The sequence below is a fragment of the Actinokineospora enzanensis DSM 44649 genome (assembly GCF_000374445.1).
GTDB classification, from domain to species: domain Bacteria; phylum Actinomycetota; class Actinomycetes; order Mycobacteriales; family Pseudonocardiaceae; genus Actinokineospora; species Actinokineospora enzanensis.
In genome coordinates this window covers 85649-105364 of the sequence record NZ_KB894409.1, presented here as the reverse complement: position 1 = coordinate 105364, position 19716 = coordinate 85649, and the positions used below count along the sequence as shown (strand labels likewise).

Sequence of the window (19716 nt, the reverse complement as noted above, 5' to 3'; positions counted from 1 at the left end):
GGAACACTCCTTTCGGGCGCCCCGGGACACCGGCCACGCCGGTAGTGTTCAGCAGGAACCAGAAGTCTGGAGGATCTTTTCGATGACCGCAGAAGACACGCGGAGCGCTACCGGGGCGAGCTTCGCGCAGACCCGCAACGGTGTCGACTTCGCCGTGGCGGATCTGTCCCTGGCCGAGTTCGGGCGCAAAGAGATCCGCCTGGCCGAGCACGAGATGCCCGGCCTGATGGCGTTGCGCCGGGAGTACGCCGAGGTCTACCCGCTCAAGGGGGCGCGGATCTCCGGCTCGCTGCACATGACGGTGCAGACCGCCGTGCTGATCGAGACCCTGGTGGCCCTGGGGGCCGAGGTCCGCTGGTGCTCGTGCAACATCTTCTCCACCCAGGACCACGCGGCCGCCGCGGTCGTGGTCGGCCCGCACGGCACCGAGGAGGAGCCCAAGGGCGTCCCGGTGTTCGCCTGGAAGGGCGAGACGCTGCCGGAGTACTGGTGGGCCACCGAGCGCATGCTGTCCTGGCCGGACGGCGCCGGGCCCAACATGATCCTGGACGACGGCGGCGACGCGACGCTGCTGGTGCACAAGGGTGTCCAGTACGAGAAGTCCGGGATCATCCCGGCCACCACGGAGGACGACTCCGAGGAGTGGGCCGTGGTGCTGGAGACCCTGCGCACCACCATCGCCGCCGACGCGGGCCGGTGGACCAGGGTGGCCGAGGCCATCCGCGGCGTCACCGAGGAGACCACCACCGGCGTGCTGCGGCTCTACCAGCTCGCCGCGGCCGGTGAGCTGCTCTTCCCGGCGATCAACGTCAACGACTCGGTGACCAAGTCGAAGTTCGACAACCGCTACGGCATCCGGCACTCGCTGGTCGACGGCATCAACCGGGGCACCGACGTGCTCATCGGCGGCAAGGTCGCGGTCGTCTGCGGCTACGGCGACGTCGGCAAGGGCTCGGCGGAGAGCCTGCGCGCCCAGGGCGGCCGGGTCATCGTCACCGAGATCGACCCGATCTGCGCGCTGCAGGCGGCCATGGACGGCTTCGAGGTGCGCACCCTGGAGGAGGCCGTCGAGCGCGCCGACATCGTGATCACCACGACCGGCAACAAGGACGTGGTCACCGCCGAGCACATGGCGCGGATGAAGCACCAGACCATCCTGGGCAACGTCGGCCACTTCGACAACGAGCTGGACATGGCGGGCCTGGCCCGCACCCCCGGCATCCGGCGGATCAACATCAAGCCGCAGGTCGACGAGTGGGTGTTCCCGGACGGCCACTCGATCATCGTGCTGTCCGAGGGCCGCCTGCTGAACCTGGGCAACGCCACCGGCCACCCGAGCTTCGTGATGTCCAACAGCTTCTCCAACCAGGTCATCGCCCAGGTGGAGCTGTTCACCAAGCGCGAGGAGTACGACAAGGAGGTGTACCGGCTGCCCAAGAAGCTGGACGAGAAGGTCGCCCGCATCCACCTGGAGGCGCTCGGCGGCTCGCTCACCAAGCTCAGCAAGGAGCAGGCCGAGTACATCGACGTCGACGTCGAGGGCCCGTTCAAGCCGGAGCACTACCGCTACTGATCGGTAGGGATTTCTCCCCGGGCCCCGGCACGCAACCAGCGTGCCGGGGCCCGCGTCTTTGTCCCCGAAAGGTGTAACAAACCGACCCGGTCGAGCGATCTTGTGTAGTTCTGGCCTGCGCAGGGGGCATGCCAGAACCGGTGGAGCCGCCCCGGGGGGTGGAGAGGCACCGTGGGCGGCGTGGTCCGGAGGGGAGCCGGGTCGCGCCGCCCACGGGTGTCTTATGTTGTGGCCTTGTGGGACGACTGATCGTCATCGAGGGCCTGGACGGCGCGGGCAAGCGCACCCTGGCCGACAAGCTCACCGCCGCCTTCGCCGAACACGGGGCCCGGGTCGGTACCCGGGCGTTCCCCCGGTACGGCGAGTCCGTCACGGCGGACCTGGTCCACGACGGCCTGCACGGCCGTCTGGGCGGGCTGGGCGAGTCGGTCTACGGGATGGCCGTGCTGTACGCGCTGGACCGTCAAGGCGCGGATCTCCGGGCTGATCTCGCGGCCTACGACGTGCTGCTGCTGGACCGGTACGTGGCCTCCAACGCGGCTTACGGCGCGGCCCGGCTGCATGAGTCCGCTGACGGCGAGTTTGTTCGTTGGGTCAAGTCCATCGAGATCGACCGGTTCGAGCTTCCTGTTCCTCACGCCCAACTGTTGTTGCGAGTCTCGGCGACGTTGGCGGCCGAGCGGTCTGCCCATCGTGAGCACGTGGACGCCCGCGCTCGGGACAGGTGGGAGTCCGACACGGAGCTACAGATCCGCGTCGGCGACGTCTACGACGGTCTGGCCGCTGCCAACTGGCTGTCCCCTTGGCACGTCGTCGACGGCAGCACCGCCGTTGACGTTTCCTCGCTATCGGCAGCACTCCTGGCCTGAGATGACTTCCGACAATGCTCGCTCGGATTCCTCTGGGGTTGTCGCACCACTAGAGGGCGCCGACGAGCTCCGTGCCCCAGTGGGCGATCTCGGCGTCGATGTCCAGGGGGCGGGGCGCGCCCGACTCCTCCATCTCGCGGGTGACCCGGTCGCGGGGGACGAACCAGGACACCTCGAACTCCACCCCGTCCGGGTCCTTCGCGTACAGCGACTTCGACACCCCGTGGTCCGAGGCCCCCACCAGCGCTCCCGCCTCCGTCAGCACCCGCTTGAACTCGGCCAGTTCCGGCAGCGTGTGCACCGACCAGGCCAGGTGGTACAGCCCCACCCCGCCCTCCGGCTGGCCGGGGGCGTGTCCGCCGACCTGGAAGAGGCCGAGGTCGTGGTCGTTGTCGGAGTCGGCGGCGCGCAGGAAGGCGGCGCCGGGCATACGGGTGACCGGGCGGAAGCCGAGGACGTCGCGGTAGAACGTGATGCTGCGGTCGACGTCGCGGACGTACAGGACGGCGTGGTTGAGCCTGCGGATGCCCATGGCAGCTCCCTCGGATTCGTTCAAGGTTCAACGTACTCGATGGGGGGACGGGGCGGCCGGTGGTCGCACACACTGTGAACAGTGCGACTATGTGGCCATGAAGGCACGAGTGCTGGTTGTGGACGACGACCCGGCTCTCGCCGAGATGCTCACTATCGTGCTGCGCGGCGAGGGTTTCGACACGGCCGTGGTGGCCGATGGCTCCCGGGCGTTGCCCGCGCTGCGTGAGCTGAAACCCGACCTCGTGCTGCTCGACCTCATGCTGCCCGGCATGAACGGCATCGACGTGTGCAAGGCGATCCGCGGCGAGTCCGGGGTGCCGATCGTCATGCTCACCGCCAAGAGCGACACCGTGGACATCGTGCTCGGGCTGGAGTCCGGCGCGGACGACTACGTGGTCAAGCCGTTCAAGCCCAAGGAACTGGTGGCCAGGGTGCGGGCCCGGCTGCGGCGCACCGAGTCCGAGCCTGCCGAGATGCTCACCATCGGCGACCTGACCATCGACGTGCCCGGCCACGAGGTGATCCGCGAGGGCAAGTCCATCCAGCTCACCCCGCTGGAGTTCGACCTGCTGGTCGCGCTGGCCCGCAAGCCGCGTCAGGTGTTCACCCGCGAGGTGCTGCTGGAGCAGGTCTGGGGCTACCGGCACGCGGCCGACACCCGGCTGGTCAACGTGCACGTGCAGCGGCTGCGGTCCAAGGTGGAGCGCGACCCGGAGCACCCCGAGGTCGTGCTGACCGTGCGCGGCGTCGGCTACAAGGCGGGCCCTCCGTGAGCCAGAGGTGACCGAGACGTCCGAACCCCCGACCCGGCGCGCCGACCCGCTGCGCCGGGTCGTGGCGTCCGCGCGTGCCATGGTGGCCGCGGGCAGACGTCGGTCGAGCGCGTTCAGCGACCTGTGGCGGCGCTCGTTGCAGCTGCGGGTCGCGGTCAGCACCCTGGCGCTCGGCTCCGCGGTGACGTTCGTGCTGGGCATGGTCCTGCAGAACCAGATCACCGAGCGGCTGGTGAACACCAAGGAGGCCGCGGCGATCGCGCAGACCAGGGCCGCGGTGCAGATCGCCGAGCGGGAGCTGGTCGGCATCCGCGACTCGGACAACATCGGCGAGCGGCTCAACAGCGCGATCAACAAGCTCACCAGCTCCTCGCCGGACCAGTCCGGGGCGGGCTCGGCTGGCGCGTTCGAGCCGGTGCTGGCCACCGACGCCTCGCACATCGCGCCAGAGGACGTCAGCTCGGCGGGCCCGTACGACAAGGTGCCGCAGTCGCTGCGCGACTTCGTGCTGAGCACGCCCAACCGCACGGTCACGCAGATCTACACCGTGGAACGCAACAACGAGCGGGTCACCTACCTGATGGTGGGTGTGCCGGTCTCCACCAGCACACCGCCGTTGCAGCTCTACATGCTCTATCCGCTGGCAGCCGAGCAGCGCACGATCGACGTCGTGCAGAGCACCCTGGTCGTGGGTGGTCTTGTGCTGCTGCTGCTCCTCGCGGGCATCACCAACCTCGTCACGCGGCAGGTAGTGCTACCGGTGCGCCGGGCCGCGCGCGCCGCCGAGCGGTTCGCCGACGGTGAGCTGGACGAGCGCATGGTGGTCGCAGGCGAGGACGACGTGGCCCGGCTGGCGCAGTCCTACAACGAGATGGCTGAGAGCATCGCCAGACAGATCCGCCAGCTGGAGGAGTTCGGGCACGTGCAGCGCCGGTTCACATCCGACGTCTCGCACGAGCTACGCACCCCGCTCACCACCGTCCGGATGGCCGCGGACGTCCTGCACGCCTCACGCGCCCAGTTCCCCGCGGGCCTGGCCCGCTCCACCGAGCTGCTGGTCGACGAGCTGGACCGGTTCGAGACGCTGCTTGCCGATCTGCTGGAGATCTCCCGGCTGGACGCGGGCGTCGAGGAGCTGATCGCCGAGTACGTCGACCTGCGCGCGATCGCCCGCCGCGCGGTCGAGTCGGTGCGCGTGATCGCGCACAACGCCGGTTCGGAGATCGTGCTGGACCTGCCGGAGGAGGAGGTCGTCGCCGAGGTCGAGTCCCGGCGGGTGGAGCGCATCATGCGCAACCTGCTGGCCAACGCCATCGACCACGGCGAGGGCAACCCGGTGGAGCTGCGCATGGTCGGCGACGCCGACTCGATCGCGGTGACCGTGCGGGACCACGGTGTCGGGCTGCGGACCGGGGAGGCCGAGCTGGTCTTCAACCGGTTCTGGCGGGCCGACCCCTCCCGCAACCGGCACACCGGCGGCACCGGCCTGGGCCTGGCGATCAGCCTGGAGGACGCCCGCCTGCACGGCGGCGGCCTGGACGCCTGGGGCGAACCCGGCGAGGGCGCCTGCTTCCGGCTCACCCTGCCCCGCGAACAGGGCGTCGACTACGGCGACAGCCCGCTGCCGTTACCCCCGGCCGACGCGCGCCCGATCACCCAGGCCGCGCCGCCGCCGCTGTCCGTGCCCGAGGAGGTGTACCCGTGAACCGGACGCTGAGCAGGCTCGGCGGGATCCTGTTGTGCGTGCTCGGTCTGGCCGGGTGCGCGAACATCCCCGACCGCACGCTGCCGCGGGTCATCGTGAACACCACCGAGGAACAGCCCCGCCAGATCGGCAAACCCGCACCCGGACTGGACCCGTTCAGCCTGGTGCAGCAGTTCGTGTTCGCCGCGGGCAACTCCGACGTCGCGCGCACCTACCTCACCGACGCCGCCGCCCAGAGCTGGAAGGGCGCGGCGCCGCCCACCATCATCAAGGACCAGTTCAAGACCCTCCCGCAGTCGGTCCAGGACCGCGGCGACTCCGCCGACCACGTCATCGTCGTGCTCAGCGGCGACACCACCGGCAACCTCACCGCGGAGAGCGTCTACGCGACCAGCGTGAGCGAGTTCTCCTACCGGGTCGTGGTCAGCCGCGAGGACGGACAGTGGCGCATCTCCGAGCCGCCGCCGGTCGTGCTGATCACCGAGTCCGACTTCCAGACCAGCTACCGCCGGGTCAACCTGGAGTTCTTCGACAACGAGCAGCGCGTGCTGGTGCCGGACCCGCGCTATGTGGAGATCGAGCCCCGCCGCTACCTCTACGGCCGAGTGGTGACGTTGCTGCTGCTCGGCCCGTCGATGTCCCTGCGCGGCGCGGTCCGCAGCCAGTTGGACGGGGTGGAGCTGAGCACCAACGTGGTGGAGGAGTCGACCGGCGAGATCCTGGTCAACCTGGCCAAGGTCGACAAGTCTGCCGAGGACAAACAGCGGATAGCCGCCCAGCTGGTGTACTCGCTGCGCGAGGTGACCACCAGCCCGCTGCGGCTGCGCAGCCAGGGCGCCCCGCTCATCCCCGGCCAGGAGGACTGGACGGTCAGCGACGTCGGCAGCTACGACGCGCTGACCGCGCTCAAGCCGGACCTGCTCGGCCTGGTCGTGTCCAACAACCGGCTGAAGTCCCTGCGCGACGGCAAGGACCTCGACGGCCCGGCGGGCAACGGCGCGTACGACATCGCCAGCGCCGCCCAGTCCCTGGACGGCAGCCACCTCGCCGTCGTCCAACGCGTGCCGAACGGCGTCCGGCTGCGGGTCGGCCGCACCAACGAGGAGCTCCCCGAGATCAGCCTCCCCGAGGCCCACACCCTGACCCGCCCCACCTGGCTGTTCTCCGCGGGCGCCGAGTCCGGCCCGAGCGAGGTCTGGACGGTCCAGGACGGCACCGTGGTGGTCCGCGTCGTGCGCACTGCGGCGGGCAGTTGGAAGACCTCGCCGGTGGACGCCTCCGAGCTGACCGCCAACGAGGGCACGATCACGCAGCTCCGGCTGTCCCGCGACGGCGCGCGGGTGGCCGCGGTGGTCAACGGGGAAGTGCGGGTGGCCTCGGTGGTGCGCAACAACGAGGCGGTGTCGCTGCGGGTCACGCGGACGCTGCAGGGGAACGCGGTCAAGGACGTGATCGGCCTCGACTGGCTCGACCGCCTCACGGTGATCGCGGCGACGTCCCGGCAGGTGGTGAGCCTGCCGATCGACGGGTACGGCTACAACCCTTACAACAACACCAACCTGACGAACCCGATCACGGCGATCACCGCAGCGCCGGGGCGGGCGGTGATCGTCACGGACAACTTCGGGATGTGGTCGACGCAGGAGCCGGGCAAGCTCTGGCAGACGTACCAGTACAACCAGCCCCCTGGCTCGACCCCGTTCTACCCGGGCTGATCGCTGGGCTTGGCAAAGGCCCTGTGGACAACTTTGTGCGTCGGAATTCCATCAACGCCAGGCTGTCGGCATGCGAAACGGAACCCTGGCCCAGCTGATCGACCTCATCGTCCCCCGCCGCTGCGCGGGCTGCGCCCACCCCGGCACGCACTGGTGCCGAACCTGCGACACTACACTCACCGGACTGTTCGCCGTCGAACGCTCAGCCACCTATCGTTCCCCGCCGGTCTACGCGCTCACCACGTACTCGGGCCCGGCGCGCAAGGCGGTCATCGCCTACAAGGAGCGGGGCCGACGTGCCCTGGCCGTCCCCTTGGGCAACGCCCTCACCCGTGCCCTGCCCGCGTTGGCCGCACGAGCGCCTGCCCTGGCCAGGGTCTTCTGGGTCCCAACGGTCGATTCTTCATCGACGGCGGACGTACCCCCGCACGCCGCCAACAAACCACCCGGGCTGTGGTTGGTGCCCGCGCCATCGAGCAAGGCGGCCGCGCGGCGACGCGGTGGGCACCACATGGCACGGGTCGCGGCCGTGGTCGCGGACAACCTGACCGGGTCGGGATTGGTCGCGGGCACCACGCAGGCGCTCGGGTTCGCTAGCCGGGCAAAGGATTCCGTCGGTCTCGGCCCGGCCGAGCGCGCGGCCAACCTGGCCCGCCACCTGGTCGTCGCCCCGACCGGTCTGCCGCCACCGGGCACCCCGCTGCTGGTCCTGGACGACGTCGTCACCACCGGTGCCACGGCGGCGGCGTGTGCGCGCGCCCTCGGCACCGCCGGTTACCCCGTGCTCGCCGTGCTCGTCTGCGCGGCAACCGTGTGATCCCGGATTCCGGGACGCCGATCGGTACCCCCGAACGGGTGAAGAAATCCGGGAACCCTGGGCCGTTCGGGCTCGTTGGCCAGGTATGCGGTGGAGCACGAAAAGGGACTCCGGCCTCTTGGCGGAGCGCACGGCGCCGGTCGACGCAGCCCTGGGTACGGCTGCTCGGTCGGGTGCGGTCGGCCGAGCGGGTGATTCGCGGCGCGTACGTTCGGCCGTCGCGACCACGGCGTGGCCGTGCGTGACCGTCGGGTTGTCGCTTGGTGTCACTCTGGGTCGCGAACGGATGTCGCCCGCCTCGGGGGCTGTTGCGGAACCGAAACCCGGGCTAACGTGCTGCGCTATCACCATTCCCGGTCGGCAGGGAGGAGGCGAGGAGCCCATGACCCTGGTGCCGGTGGACCACTGACCTCCCGGGGCATCGCCCCAGGTCAGGTCCTGTCCTGGAGTTGGAATCCAGACCAGCCCGGCGCCAATCCCGATTTTGTGCAACGCAGTACTCGCCGACAGCGAGGGAGGTCGTGTATGGACATCGTGGTTAAGGGCCGCAACGTCGAGATCCCGGAGCACTACCGGATCCACGTCGAGGAAAAGCTCAGCAGGCTGGAGCGCTACGACCGCAAGGTCATCCGCTTCGACGTGGAGCTGTTCCACGAGCCCAACCGCAGGCAGTCCAAGAACTGCCAGCGGGTCGAGATCACCGGCAAGGGCCGTGGCCCGGCCGTGCGTGCCGAGGCCTGTTCGGGCGACTTCTACGCCGCCCTGGACCTGGCGGTGAGCAAACTCGAAAACCGGCTCCGCCGCCTGCACGACCGCAGGCGCGTCCACCACGGGCGCCGGACCCCGGTCTCCGTGGCCGAGGCCGTCGGCATCGCCGCGATGAACGGCGCGGATGGCGGCCGTTCGCGGACCACGGTGCTGGAGGCTCCCGAGGACGACTACGCCGACGCCTACGACGGCCATGTGAACGGCAGCCAGGTCGACCAGGTGAACGGCGTCTACGGCAGCGTGATGCTGCCCGAGCAGCGCTGGTCCGAGGACGAGGCGGGTCCCGGCATCACCGACAGCGCCGACGGTGCCGAGGGCGCGGAGTACCTGCCCGGCCGCGTGGTCCGGGAGAAGGAGCACCCGGCCAAGCCGATGACCGTCGACCAGGCCCTGTACGAGATGGAGCTCGTGGGCCACGACTTCTTCCTCTTCTCCGACGCCGACACCGGCGTCCCCAGCGTCGTCTACCGGCGCCGCGCGTACGACTACGGCGTCATCAAGCTCGTCTGACCCTCCTCCTGTCGAACCGAACACGTCCGGTGTCCACCGGACCTGTGAACGACCCTCCAGACCGGCCGTGCCCCGGGTGCCAGCCAGCCCCGGGGCACGGTCGTGCCCGGACCCGGAATTCGCCCCTGACCACTCGACCGGGCGTTAACGGTTCCCAATCGGACACGGGTCCGGAACCTCCGGCGGTGCCGAACCGTTGGGCCTGTGGTGGTGGTCACCGGGCAGCCCCCACGCCGCCGGGCACGGACGTCGGTGCACGGCGCGCGCGGGGTTGCCTACGATGACCTATAGGAGCGCCCGTGCCGGGTGCACGACTATCAGCTAGCGAGGTCGACTCAGGATGGTGCTGTCCCGGATCCTGCGCGCGGGCGAGGGCAAGATGCTCAAGCGGCTGCGCAACATCGCAGCGCACATCAACTCGCTGGAGGATGATGTCGTCGGGCTCTCCGACGAGGAGCTGCGCGCCAAGACCGCCGAGTTCAAGCAGCGCTACGTCGACGGGGAGTCCCTCGACGAGCTGCTGCCGGAGGCGTTCGCGGTGGCCAGGGAGGGCGCCAAGCGGGTGCTCGGCCAGCGCCACTTCGACGTCCAGCTGATGGGCGGTGCCGCGCTGCACCTCGGGCAGGTCGCCGAGATGCGCACCGGTGAGGGCAAGACCCTGACCGGCGTGCTGGCGGCGTACCTCAACGCCCTGTCCGGTGACGGCGTGCACGTCATCACCACCAACGACTACCTGGCCAAGCGGGACGCGGAGTGGATGGGCCGCATCCACCGCTTCCTCGGCCTGACCGTCGGCGTGATCCTGTCCGAGATGACCCCGGCGCAGCGCCGCGAGGCATACAACTGCGACATCACGCACGGCACGAACAACGAGTTCGGCTTCGACTACCTGCGCGACAACATGTCCTGGTCGCTCGACGACATGGTGCAGCGTGGCCACAACTTCGCCGTCGTCGACGAGGTCGACTCCATCCTGATCGACGAGGCGCGCACCCCGCTGATCATCTCCGGTCCGGCCGACCAGTCCTCGCGCTGGTACCAGGAGTTCGCCCGGATGTCCCCGATGCTGCGCAAGGACGTGCACTACGAGCTGGACGAGCGCAAGCGCACGGTGGGTGTCACCGAGAAGGGCGTGGCGTTCATCGAGGACCAGCTGGGCATCGAGAACCTGTACGAGGCGTCGAACACGCCGTTGGTCGGCTACCTGAACAACGCGCTCAAGGCCAAGGAGCTCTACAAGCGCGACAAGGACTACATCGTCCGCAACGGCGAGGTTCTCATCGTCGACGAGTTCACCGGCCGCGTGCTGGCGGGCCGCCGCTACAACGAGGGCATGCACCAGGCCATCGAGGCCAAGGAGGGTGTGGAGATCAAGGCCGAGAACCAGACCCTGGCCACGATCACCCTGCAGAACTACTTCCGGCTCTACACCAAGCTCTCGGGCATGACCGGTACCGCCGAGACCGAGGCGGCCGAGTTCTACAACACCTACAAGCTGGGCGTGGTGCCGATCCCGACCAACCGGCCGATGGTGCGGATGGACCAGGCCGACCTGATCTACAAGACCGAGGAGGCGAAGTTCCTCGCGGTCGCCGAGGACATCGCCGAGCGGCACGAGAAGGGCCAGCCGGTGCTGGTCGGCACCACCAGCGTGGAACGGTCGGAGTACCTGTCGAAGCTGCTGGTCAAGGCCGGCGTCCCGCACAACGTGCTGAACGCCAAGCACCACGAGAAGGAAGCCGGGATCATCGCGGGCGCCGGGCACAAGGGCGCGGTCACGGTCGCCACCAACATGGCCGGTCGCGGTACCGACATCGTGCTGGGCGGCAACCCGGAGCACATCGCCGAGGAGGAGCTGCGCGCGCGCGGCCTGGACCCGGTGGAGACCCCGGACGAGTGGCGCGCCGCGCTGCCCGCCGCCCAGGAGAAGGCCGACGAGGCCGTCAAGGCCGAGAAGGTCGAGGTGCGCGACGCGGGCGGGCTGTACGTGCTGGGCACCGAGCGGCACGAGTCCCGGCGCATCGACAACCAGCTGCGCGGCCGGTCCGGTCGTCAGGGCGACCCGGGCGAGTCCCGGTTCTACCTGTCGCTCGGCGACGAGCTGATGCGCCGGTTCAACGCGGGCATGGTCGAGCGGGTCATGACCATGATGAACGTGCCGGAGGACCAGCCGATCGAGGCCAAGATGGTCACCCGCGCGATCAAGAGCGCGCAGACCCAGGTCGAGCAGCAGAACTACGAGATCCGCAAGAACGTCCTCAAGTACGACGAGGTCATGAACAAGCAGCGCAAGGTGATCTACGCCGAGCGGCTGCGGGTGCTGCAGGGCGAGGACCTCAGCGAGCAGGTCGACCACATGATCACCGACGTGGTCGCGGCCTACGTCACCGGCGCCACCGCCGACGGCTACGCCGAGGACTGGGACCACGCCAAGCTGTGGACCGCGCTCAAGACCCTGTACCCGATCTCGCTGGACTGGGAGGCCCTGGTCGACCAGGCCGAGGCCGACGGCCACGACATGGACCACGAGTACCTGCTCAAGGCCATCACCGACGACGCGCACGCGGCCTACGCGGCGCGCGAGGCGGAGATCGACGCCAAGGTGGGCACCGAGGGCGCGATGCGGCAGGTGGAACGGCAGGTCATGCTGTCGGTCCTGGACCGCAAGTGGCGCGAGCACCTCTACGAGATGGACTACCTCAAGGAGGGCATCGGCCTGCGCGCCATGGCCCAGCGCGACCCGCTGATCGAGTACCAGAAGGAAGGCTTCGACATGTTCGGCGCGATGCTCGACGCGCTGAAGGAGGAGACGGTCGGCTTCCTGTTCAACGTCCCGGTCGAGCCGGTCGAGCCGGAACCCGCCCCGGTCCAGCTGGCCCCCCAGCCGACCCCGCTGCCCCAGGTCACCGACCCGGCCGAGCAGGCCCGCCAGGCCGAGCTGCGCGCCCGCCAGGAACGCGCCCAGGCCGCCCAGCAGCGCGCCCAGGCCGAGCAGGCGGCCGCCGCCACCGCGACGGAGAAGCTCCCGCCCGCGTTGCGCAGCAAGGGTTTCGAGCCCCCGACCCAGCGCCTGAGCTACAGCGGCCCGGCCGAGGACGGCGGCGTCGAGTCACACTCGGAGTCCGCGGACAACGGCGACGGCGCAGGCGCGAGCGGCACCCGCCGCGAGCGTCGGCAGCAGGCCCGCGACCAGGCCAAGAAGGGCCGCAAGGGTCCCCGCCGCTGAGGCGTGACGACTAGGAGCACGGCCCGCCGGGACTTTCCCGGCGGGCCGTGCTGCTTTTCGGCTCAGCGCTGGACGAACAGTCCGTGTCGGGTCAGAAGCCGACTGGGCGGAGGTAGGTGCACAGCCACCGCCCTTCCCGTTCCTCCAACCGCCCCGCGAACGCTCGGGCCACCCAGCGCCCCGGCATGTGTGCAGGCATGAAGCGGGTGGTGGCGGCGAACTCCACGATGTCCGCGCGCACCTGGCACAGCCGCATGGTGACCAGTCGGAACCGGCCTCGGGTTGGCGCCCTGGTGCGGGTCAGCATCGCCTCCCAGACCGGTCCGGAGAGGACTCCGTGCAGCTGGGGCAGGGTGCGTTCGCCGGAGAGGGCTTCCAGGCAGAGGGTCATCAGGCGCCAGGCGATGTCCCGGGCGGGGCCGTGGACGGTCCAGGTGGGCGGCCTGCTGGGTGGGGTGGACCAGCGTTCCTCGTCCGCCTCGGCCAGTGGGGGCTCGTACTCGGGCAGTGCCTCGATCCGCATGCGCGTTCCCTTCGTTCGGTGGCGGGAAGGGAGAGCGCGACCGAGTGGTGGAACGCGACCGGGGTCAGCTCATGTGGTGATGGTGGGCCGCCTGCGGGGAGAATCGGGCTCGTGGAGTACGCGGCGCTGATCGTCGACTATGCGGGTGTGTTCACCGAGGCGGGTGTTCCGGAGCTGGTTGCCCGGGTGCGCTCGACCGGGGTGCGCACGGCCCTGTTGTCCAACGCGGACCGGGCCCCGCGCGGCCTGCCCGATGTTTTCGACGCCGTGGTGGTGTCCGGGGAGGTCGGGGTGGCCAAGCCGGACCCGGAGATCTTCCGGCAGGCGGCGGCGCTGCTGGGTGTCCCGCAGGAGCGGTGCGTGTTCGTCGACGACGTGGCCGACTACGTGCGGGGCGCGGTCAGAGCGGGCATGACCGGGGTGCACCACATGACCACAGAGTCCACTGTGGAGGAAGTGGACATCCTCTTCGGACTGTCCGGGAACTGATCAGCCGCGGCGGGCCAGCTCGAAGCACAGCACGGCGGCAGCCGCGGCCACGTTCAGCGACTCCACGCCGCCGCTCATCGGGATCGACAGCCACCGGTTGACGTGCGGGCGGACCCCGTCGGTGATCCCCGCGGTCTCGCTGCCCAGCACGAACGCGGCCGGGCGGGGCAGTTCGGCGTCGAACACCGTGCGGCGGGCGCCCGCGTCCAGGGCATACAGCGGATAGCCCGCGGCACGCAGGTCGGCGGCCGCCTCCTCGGCGCTCGCGCAGCGCAGTACCGGGGCGGTGAACGCGACCCCGGCGGACGCCTTGACCACCAGCGGGTCGATGCCCGCGACGCCGCGCCGGGGGACCACGATGCCGCCGATGCCCGCCGCCGTGGCGGTGCGCAGGATCATGCCGACGTTCGCGGGTGTGGTGATCCCGTCCAGCAGCAGCACGGTCGCGGGTCGCTTCGCGGCGGACAGCGCGTCGGTCAGCCTGCGCATGCGCGGCGCGACCACGTCGGCGAGCACGCCCTGGTCCTGTTTCCCATTGCCCGCCAACACCTTCACGCGGTGCGGGGTGGCGCGCTGCACCGGCACGCCGCGTTCGCGGGCCGCGTCCAGGATCTCCCGCGCCGCCGGGCCGTGCGCGTTGTCGGCCAGCACCACCTTGTCGACCGACAGCCGTTGGTCGGCCAGCGCCTCCAGCACCGGTTTGCGGCCGTAGACGGTGACGAACCGGTCCTTCGGCGAGTCGGCGCGGGCGGCGGTGGGGTCGTATGGCACGCCGGGCAGCATCGCACGGCCGGTCGCGCGCGGTCCGCCCGCCCGGCCGGGGTGTGCCAGGATCGGGCCATGCCCGACCGCCTGTCCGCCCTCGACGCGTCGTTCCTGTACCTGGAGGAGGAGACGACGCCGATGCATGTCGGCGGGCTGGCGGTCTTCCGCAGGCCGCGCTCCGGGTTCGACTACGACGGCCTGGTCGCGTTGATCGCGCGGCGGCTGCCGCTGGTGCCGCGCTACCGGCAGCGGGTCGCCGAGGTGCCCGGCCACCTGGCCCGGCCGGTCTGGGTGGACGACCCGGCCTTCGACGTCGCCTACCACGTGCGCCGCTCCGCGCTGCCCCGGCCGGGCAGCGACGAGCAGCTGCACGATCTGGTCGCCCGGCTGATGGCCCGCCCGCTGGACCCGGCCCGGCCGCTGTGGGAGGCCTACCTGGTGGAGGGCCTGGCTGGCGGGCACGTGGCCTTGATCACCAAAACCCACCTTGCCCTGGTCGACGGCATCCGGACGATCGACTTCGGCCAGGTCATCCTGGAGACGGCGCCCGGCAGGACGGCCCGGGAGGACGACGAGCCGTGGGCGCCGCGCAGGCTTCCCGGGCCGACCCGGCTGCTGCTGGACGCGGTCACCGAGACCGTGCACCGGCCCGCCGAGCTGGTGGAGAACGCCCGCGCCGCGTTCGGCGACGCGGTGGCCACCACCCGCCGGGTGGTCGACGTGCTTGGCTCGCTGGTGTCCTCGGCGGTCGGCATCGCGACCCGGCCCGCCGCGGCCGGTCCGCTGTCCGCGCGGGTCGGCAAGGCCCGCCGGTACGCGGTGGCCCAGGCCCGCCTGGACGACCTGCGCGCGGTCCGTGCCCGGCACGGCGGCACGGTCAACGACGTGGTGCTCGCCGTGGTCACGGGCGGCCTGCGCGCCTGGCTGCTCTCCCGCGGCGAGCAGCCGACCGCGGGCAGCATCGTCCGCGCATTGGTGCCGCTGGCCGTGCGCGACGGCGAGCAGGACGCGGGCACGGTGCCCGGCATGCTCGGCAACCGGGTCACCGCGCAGCTGGTCGACCTGCCGGTGGGCGAGCCCAACCCGTTCGTGCGGCTGCAGCACGTCAGCCATGCCTTACGCCCGCACCGCGACTCCGGGCACTCGGTGGCCGCGTCCGCGCTGCTGCGGGTCGGCGGGTTCGCCCCGCCGACGCTGCACTCGCTGGGCGCGCGGGCCGCCGCCTCGTTCGCCGGGCGGATCTTCGACCTGGTGGTCACCAACGTGCCCGGCCCGCAGGTCCCGCTGTACGCGGGCACCGCGCGGATGACCCGGATGGTCGCGGCGATGCCGTTGACCAGGAACCAGCCCTTGGCCGTCGGGGTCACCTCCTACGACGGCGGGGTGTACTTCGGGCTCACCGGCGACCGCACCGCCATGTCCGACGTGGACGTGCTGGCGCGGATGCTGGAAGAGTCCATCGAGGAACTGTCCACGAGCGTGAGAGCGTGATGAGTTGAGGGTGTACATACCGGCGACGGTCGCCATGCTGCGCGGGCTGAGCTCCGACGGGGAGTTGACCGCGATCGGCGGCACCGCGTTCGCGCTGACCCCCGCCCTGCGCGAGTCCTACGCCAGCGGCGGTGACGAGGAACTGGAGTACGCGGCGATGCTGGACGCCGCACGGGCGTCGCTGCGGCTGCTGCACGCGGAGCTGGAGGCCGACCCGGACACGATCGTGCGCCGGGCCGTGGTGTCCGCCGACGTGGACGGGGCCGCGCTGCGGCCGGACCTGGACTACGCGGTGGTGAAGCTGGCCGGGCCGGTGCCGCTGAAGGTGGTGGCCGCGATCCACCTGGACACCGCGGAGGCGCAGGACGCCGTGCGGGCCGCGGTGGCCGTGGTGGACGCCGCCGACCTTGGCGACCCGGACGCGGAGTTCACCCTCGGCGACGCCGAGGACCACGAGCTGGCGTGGTACGCCCCGCAGGAACTGCCGTTCGTGCTGGAGCTGTTGTAGCGGTAGAGCCACTTCATCCCATGACAGGATGTCGGCGTGGTGGGTCCGCGAGCGGCCACGAGCCCGCTCGCGGCACCCGGCCGCGCCGCGCTAGATGATCAGCACCCGATCCACGAGAGTCCAGGGAGGCGAGCCACACGATGGACGCCGTTTCGTCCGTGCCCGACCCGACCAACGAGCCGATCAACTCCTACGCGCCGGGCACTCCCGCCCGCGAGTCGCTGGTCCGCCGCATCGCTGAGCTGGAGGGCGAGCAGGCGGAGCTCACCATGACCATCGGCGGGGTGCGGCGGATGGCGGGCGGTGACCGCGTCGACGTGGTCCAGCCGCACGACCACCGGCACGTGCTCGGGGTCACCGCGCAGGCCACCGCCGCCGACGTGGCGGACGCCGTGGCCGCGGCCAAGCAGGCCGCCCCGGCCTGGCGGGCGCTGCCCTTCGACGAGCGCGCGGCGATCCTGCTGCGCGCCGCCGACCTGCTCGCGGGCCCCTGGCGGGACACCCTGAACGCGGCCACCGTGCTCGGCCAGTCCAAGTCGGTGCAGCAGGCCGAGATCGACAGCGCCTGCGAGCTGATCGACTTCTGGCGGTACAACGTGTCCTTCGCGCGGCGCCTGCTGGAAGAGCAGCCCGCGTCCGCGCCGGGCATCTGGAACCGGTTCGACCACCGGCCGCTGGACGGGTTCGTCACCGCGATCACCCCGTTCAACTTCACCGCCATCGCGGGCAACCTGCCCACCGCGCCCGCGCTGATGGGCAACACCGTGGTGTGGAAGCCCTCGCCGACCCAGCAGCTTGCCGCGCACCACACCATGCGGCTGCTGGAGGCCGCTGGCCTGCCCCCGGGCGTGATCAACATGGTGACCGGCGACGGGCAGGCGCTGTCCGAGGTGGCGCTGGCCGACCCGGACTTCGCGGGCCTGCACTTCACCGGCTCCACCAGGACGTTCAAGCACCTCTGGCGGCTCATCGGGGAGAACCTGGACACCTACCGGTCCTACCCGCGGATCGTGGGCGAGACCGGCGGCAAGGACTTCGTGGTCGCGCACGCCTCGGCCGACCCGGCGGCGGTCGCGGTGGGCTTGGTCCGCGGTGCGTTCGAGTACCAGGGCCAGAAGTGCTCGGCCGCCTCGCGCGCCTACGTGTCCCGCTCGCTGTGGGAGGGCGGCCTGCGTGAGCGGCTGGTCGACCTGACCGACTCGATCTCCTACGGTGACGTCACCGACCTGGACAACTTCGGCGGCGCGGTCATCGACGCGCGCGCGTTCGCCAAGCACAAGGAGGCGCTGGCGGCCGCCGCGGCGAACTCCTCGATCGAGGTGCTCGCGGGCGGCACCGCGGACGACTCGGTCGGCTACTTCGTGCAGCCGACCATCCTGCTGGGCAGCGACCCGTTGCAGGAGGTGTTCACCACCGAGTACTTCGGACCGATCCTGGCCGTGCACGTGTTCGACGACGCCGAGTACGGCAAGGTGCTGGAGCTGGTCGACACCTCCTCGCCGTATGCGTTGACCGGCGCGGTTTTCGCGACCGACCGGTCCGCTGTGGAGCAGGCGCACCAGGCGCTGCGCTTCGCGGCAGGCAACTTCTACGTCAACGACAAGCCCACCGGCGCCGTGGTCGGCCAGCAGCCCTTCGGCGGCAGCCGCGCCTCCGGCACCAACGACAAGGCGGGCTCGATCTACAACCTGCAGCGCTGGGTGAGCCCGCGCTCGATCAAGGAGACCTTCGTGCCGCCGGTCGACCACCGGTACCCGCACATGGGCTGACCTGCCAAAACGCCGAGCGGCGCCGCTTCCGATCGATCGGGAGCGGCGCCGCTCGGCGTGGTGTGTGCTACCGGGTCACTGCCCTGACCCGAGCGCTACCGGGTCACGGGGCCTCGGTGGTCTGCGACGCGGGCGGGGCCTCGATGGTGACGGACTTGCCCCAGTCGGTGTACTTGACGTCGGTCTTGACCTTCTGGCCCTGCACCGGGATGTCCGCGGTGTAGCGGATCGGCAGGTTGTCCTCGTTGATCCAGACGTTGGCGGTGAAGTCCTTGATGCCCGCCTGCTGCACGGTGGCGAGGGCCTCCTCGCTCATGCCGAGCGCCTTGTCCTTGAGCTTGGCGACCTCGACCTTGATGGTGTAGCGGGTGGCCTTCTGGCCGTCCACGGTGTCCTCGGCGTGGCCGGTGATCTCGCCCGCGTCCGCCAGCTGCTCCAGCGTCTTGGTCGGGTCGCTCTGCTCGGCCTGGTCGAGCATGCCGCTCATCTGCTTGGCCATCTGGCTGGTGCCGTCCAGGTCGACCTTCATCCACGGCTTGGCCGGGTTCGGCGCCAGGTTGGCGGGCATCTTGACGTAGAGGATGCGCTCGACCAGCCGCATCTCCATGTCGCCGACGGTCGGCACGGTCATGGTCATCTGCATCGAGGTCTTCGAGCCGAAGGTGACGTCGCCCTCGGCGTCGATCTCGGTCGGACCGGCCGTGATGTTCATGACCATGTGCGTGGACGACTTGGTGGAGCTCTTCTGCTTGACCGCGTCGGTCAGGCCCTTGAGCGAGTCGAACGCGCTGCCCTTCGCGTCGGCGCTGGCCGCGGGGGCGCCGGTGGCGGCGCCCGGCGTGGTGGCCGTGCCCTTCTCGGTGCCGCCGCACGCCGTCAGCGTCAGCGCCGCCGCCGTGACGGCGACGAGCAGGCGCGATTTACCGGTGAAAGCCATGGAACGTGGTTCCCCTCAGGATGGGTTCGCTGCCGATTCGCCCACTAGGACGCTCCGGCTGATCGTCTGGTTCTGTCGGGTTTCCGACCGATCCCATCCCCATGGGTTCCGGAGGGTCTTCGTCAGTCCAGATTGTCGAGTGGACGAAGGATACGGCCTAGCCACTCCTGTACCGAACGGGATATGACGGGCAACTCACCCTTCAGCGAGTGGTCGCCCGCCACCCCGACGATCTCCCGCAGGTGGCCGGGGTCGGGCTGGCCGAACGGGTCGGTCCGGCCCTGGACGACCAGGGTGGGCACGCGCACCTCGTCCAGCTCGGGCTGGCGGGTCTTGTCCGGCTTGCCCGGCGGGTGCACCGGGAACGCCAGGCACAGCACGCCGACGGCCTCGCCCGCGTCGGCGGTGCGGCAGGCCACCCTGGCGCCGGACGACCGTCCGCCGAACAGCAGCGGCAGCCCGTCGAACCAGGCCGAGGACAGCTCCCGGACCACCGCCAGCCAGGCCGCGTCCAGCTGCCGGGCGGGGGCGGGCGCGCGTCTGCCCGCGACCCGGTAGGGCTGCTCTACCAGGGCCACGTGCACGCCTGCCGCGGTCGCGCCGCGGGTGGCCGCCACCAGGTCGGGGGCCTCGACGCCGCCGCCCGCCCCGTGCCCGAGCAGCAGGCCGGCGCGGCCTTCGGGCGCGCAGTGCAGCTCGACCCTGGCGGGGCCGTGCGGGGTGTCGATCTCGGCGCGGTTCACG

Annotated in this window: 17 protein-coding genes; 12 read left to right on the top strand and 5 right to left on the bottom strand. The window is 70.7% G+C overall.

Annotated features, from left to right (window positions below; translation table 11 throughout):
* Window positions 1-82 precede the first annotated feature (82 nt).
* Together ahcY and C503_RS0111415 are read left to right on the top strand one after the other, a co-directional pair.
* Window positions 83-1573, top strand: coding sequence for an adenosylhomocysteinase (gene ahcY, locus C503_RS0111420; RefSeq protein ID WP_018682338.1), 1491 nt, complete (start codon window positions 83-85; stop codon window positions 1571-1573).
* A 236-nt stretch (window positions 1574-1809) separates the two neighbouring features.
* On the top strand, window positions 1810-2442 hold the full coding sequence (locus C503_RS0111415) for a dTMP kinase (protein ID WP_018682337.1): 633 nt from the start codon (window positions 1810-1812) through the stop codon (window positions 2440-2442).
* 49 nt (window positions 2443-2491) lie between these two features.
* Here the strand turns inward: C503_RS0111415 and C503_RS0111410 are convergent, their stop codons facing one another.
* Window positions 2492-2974, bottom strand: a complete 483-nt coding sequence (locus C503_RS0111410) for a VOC family protein (protein ID WP_018682336.1) — start codon at window positions 2972-2974, stop codon at window positions 2492-2494.
* A 97-nt stretch (window positions 2975-3071) separates the two neighbouring features.
* Here C503_RS0111410 and mtrA point away from each other — a divergent pair, with 97 nt between their 5' ends.
* The 6 genes from mtrA (at window position 3072) to secA (ending at window position 12490) form a co-directional block, all read left to right on the top strand.
* On the top strand, window positions 3072-3749 hold the full coding sequence (mtrA, locus tag C503_RS0111405) for an MtrAB system response regulator MtrA (protein WP_026316177.1): 678 nt from the start codon (window positions 3072-3074) through the stop codon (window positions 3747-3749).
* 79 nt (window positions 3750-3828) lie between these two features.
* A complete protein-coding gene (gene mtrB, locus C503_RS0111400) occupies window positions 3829-5454 on the top strand; it encodes an MtrAB system histidine kinase MtrB (RefSeq protein ID WP_084477030.1) in 1626 nt (541 codons plus the stop codon).
* The gene (locus tag C503_RS0111395) at window positions 5451-7169 is read left to right on the top strand and encodes an LpqB family beta-propeller domain-containing protein (RefSeq protein ID WP_018682333.1); all 1719 of its coding nucleotides are present in this window, start codon (window positions 5451-5453) and stop codon (window positions 7167-7169) included. Before mtrB ends, C503_RS0111395 begins: the two co-directional genes overlap by 4 nt.
* A gap of 70 nt (window positions 7170-7239) precedes the next feature.
* Window positions 7240-7986: a ComF family protein gene (locus C503_RS38995; RefSeq protein WP_018682332.1), complete on the top strand. Its 747-nt coding sequence runs from the start codon at window positions 7240-7242 to the stop codon at window positions 7984-7986.
* A 525-nt stretch (window positions 7987-8511) separates the two neighbouring features.
* Window positions 8512-9264 carry a ribosome hibernation-promoting factor, HPF/YfiA family gene (gene hpf, locus C503_RS0111385; protein WP_018682331.1) on the top strand — a complete coding sequence of 251 codons (753 nt, stop codon included), beginning with the start codon at window positions 8512-8514 and terminating at the stop codon, window positions 9262-9264.
* A 340-nt stretch (window positions 9265-9604) separates the two neighbouring features.
* Entirely contained in the window at window positions 9605-12490 is a 2886-nt protein-coding gene (gene secA, locus C503_RS0111380) for a preprotein translocase subunit SecA (RefSeq protein ID WP_018682330.1), read from the top strand.
* 91 nt (window positions 12491-12581) lie between these two features.
* Here the strand turns inward: secA and C503_RS0111375 are convergent, their stop codons facing one another.
* Window positions 12582-13013, bottom strand: coding sequence for an Rv3235 family protein (locus C503_RS0111375; RefSeq protein ID WP_018682329.1), 432 nt, complete (start codon window positions 13011-13013; stop codon window positions 12582-12584).
* A 111-nt stretch (window positions 13014-13124) separates the two neighbouring features.
* Here C503_RS0111375 and C503_RS0111370 point away from each other — a divergent pair, with 111 nt between their 5' ends.
* Window positions 13125-13502, top strand: coding sequence for an HAD family hydrolase (locus tag C503_RS0111370; RefSeq protein WP_018682328.1), 378 nt, complete (start codon window positions 13125-13127; stop codon window positions 13500-13502).
* Here the strand turns inward: C503_RS0111370 and C503_RS0111365 are convergent, their stop codons facing one another.
* Window positions 13503-14285, bottom strand: a complete 783-nt coding sequence (locus C503_RS0111365) for a TrmH family RNA methyltransferase (RefSeq protein WP_018682327.1) — start codon at window positions 14283-14285, stop codon at window positions 13503-13505.
* 57 nt (window positions 14286-14342) lie between these two features.
* Between C503_RS0111365 and C503_RS0111360 the strand changes: the two genes are divergently transcribed.
* The 3 genes from C503_RS0111360 to pruA all read left to right on the top strand — a co-directional run bounded on the left by C503_RS0111360 (window position 14343) and on the right by pruA (window position 18035).
* Window positions 14343-15758 (top strand): WS/DGAT/MGAT family O-acyltransferase, encoded by a 1416-nt coding sequence (locus C503_RS0111360; RefSeq protein WP_018682326.1) that lies wholly within the window; start codon window positions 14343-14345, stop codon window positions 15756-15758.
* Between the two features lie 4 nt (window positions 15759-15762).
* Complete coding sequence (locus tag C503_RS0111355; RefSeq protein ID WP_026316174.1) at window positions 15763-16266, top strand: DUF6912 family protein; 504 nt, start codon at window positions 15763-15765, stop codon at window positions 16264-16266.
* Window positions 16267-16406: 140 nt separating this feature from the next.
* Window positions 16407-18035 carry an L-glutamate gamma-semialdehyde dehydrogenase gene (gene pruA, locus C503_RS0111350; RefSeq protein WP_018682324.1) on the top strand — a complete coding sequence of 543 codons (1629 nt, stop codon included), beginning with the start codon at window positions 16407-16409 and terminating at the stop codon, window positions 18033-18035.
* A 103-nt stretch (window positions 18036-18138) separates the two neighbouring features.
* Here pruA and C503_RS38990 read toward each other — a convergent pair whose 3' ends face one another.
* Together C503_RS38990 and C503_RS0111340 are read right to left on the bottom strand one after the other, a co-directional pair.
* Window positions 18139-18972, bottom strand: coding sequence for an SCO4651 family lipoprotein (locus tag C503_RS38990; RefSeq protein ID WP_018682323.1), 834 nt, complete (start codon window positions 18970-18972; stop codon window positions 18139-18141).
* Between the two features lie 122 nt (window positions 18973-19094).
* Window positions 19095-19715, bottom strand: coding sequence for an alpha/beta hydrolase family protein (locus C503_RS0111340; protein WP_018682322.1), 621 nt, complete (start codon window positions 19713-19715; stop codon window positions 19095-19097).
* Window position 19716: the final 1 nt, after the last annotated feature.

What these genes read in the sequence shown, in the direction of transcription:
- pruA (WP_018682324.1), top strand. Translation starts at nt 16,407, where the DNA reads ATGGACGCCGTTTCGTCCGTGCCCGACCCGACCAACGAGCCGATCAAC.
- secA (WP_018682330.1), top strand. Translation starts at nt 9,605, where the DNA reads ATGGTGCTGTCCCGGATCCTGCGCGCGGGCGAGGGCAAGATGCTCAAG.
- C503_RS0111375 (WP_018682329.1), bottom strand. Translation starts at nt 13,013, where the DNA reads ATGCGGATCGAGGCACTGCCCGAGTACGAGCCCCCACTGGCCGAGGCG.
- hpf (WP_018682331.1), top strand. Translation starts at nt 8,512, where the DNA reads ATGGACATCGTGGTTAAGGGCCGCAACGTCGAGATCCCGGAGCACTAC.
- mtrA (WP_026316177.1), top strand. Translation starts at nt 3,072, where the DNA reads ATGAAGGCACGAGTGCTGGTTGTGGACGACGACCCGGCTCTCGCCGAG.
- C503_RS0111360 (WP_018682326.1), top strand. Translation starts at nt 14,343, where the DNA reads ATGCCCGACCGCCTGTCCGCCCTCGACGCGTCGTTCCTGTACCTGGAG.
- C503_RS38995 (WP_018682332.1), top strand. Translation starts at nt 7,240, where the DNA reads ATGCGAAACGGAACCCTGGCCCAGCTGATCGACCTCATCGTCCCCCGC.
- ahcY (WP_018682338.1), top strand. Translation starts at nt 83, where the DNA reads ATGACCGCAGAAGACACGCGGAGCGCTACCGGGGCGAGCTTCGCGCAG.
- C503_RS38990 (WP_018682323.1), bottom strand. Translation starts at nt 18,972, where the DNA reads ATGGCTTTCACCGGTAAATCGCGCCTGCTCGTCGCCGTCACGGCGGCG.
- C503_RS0111410 (WP_018682336.1), bottom strand. Translation starts at nt 2,974, where the DNA reads ATGGGCATCCGCAGGCTCAACCACGCCGTCCTGTACGTCCGCGACGTC.
- C503_RS0111365 (WP_018682327.1), bottom strand. Translation starts at nt 14,285, where the DNA reads ATGCTGCCCGGCGTGCCATACGACCCCACCGCCGCCCGCGCCGACTCG.
- mtrB (WP_084477030.1), top strand. Translation starts at nt 3,829, where the DNA reads ATGGTGGCCGCGGGCAGACGTCGGTCGAGCGCGTTCAGCGACCTGTGG.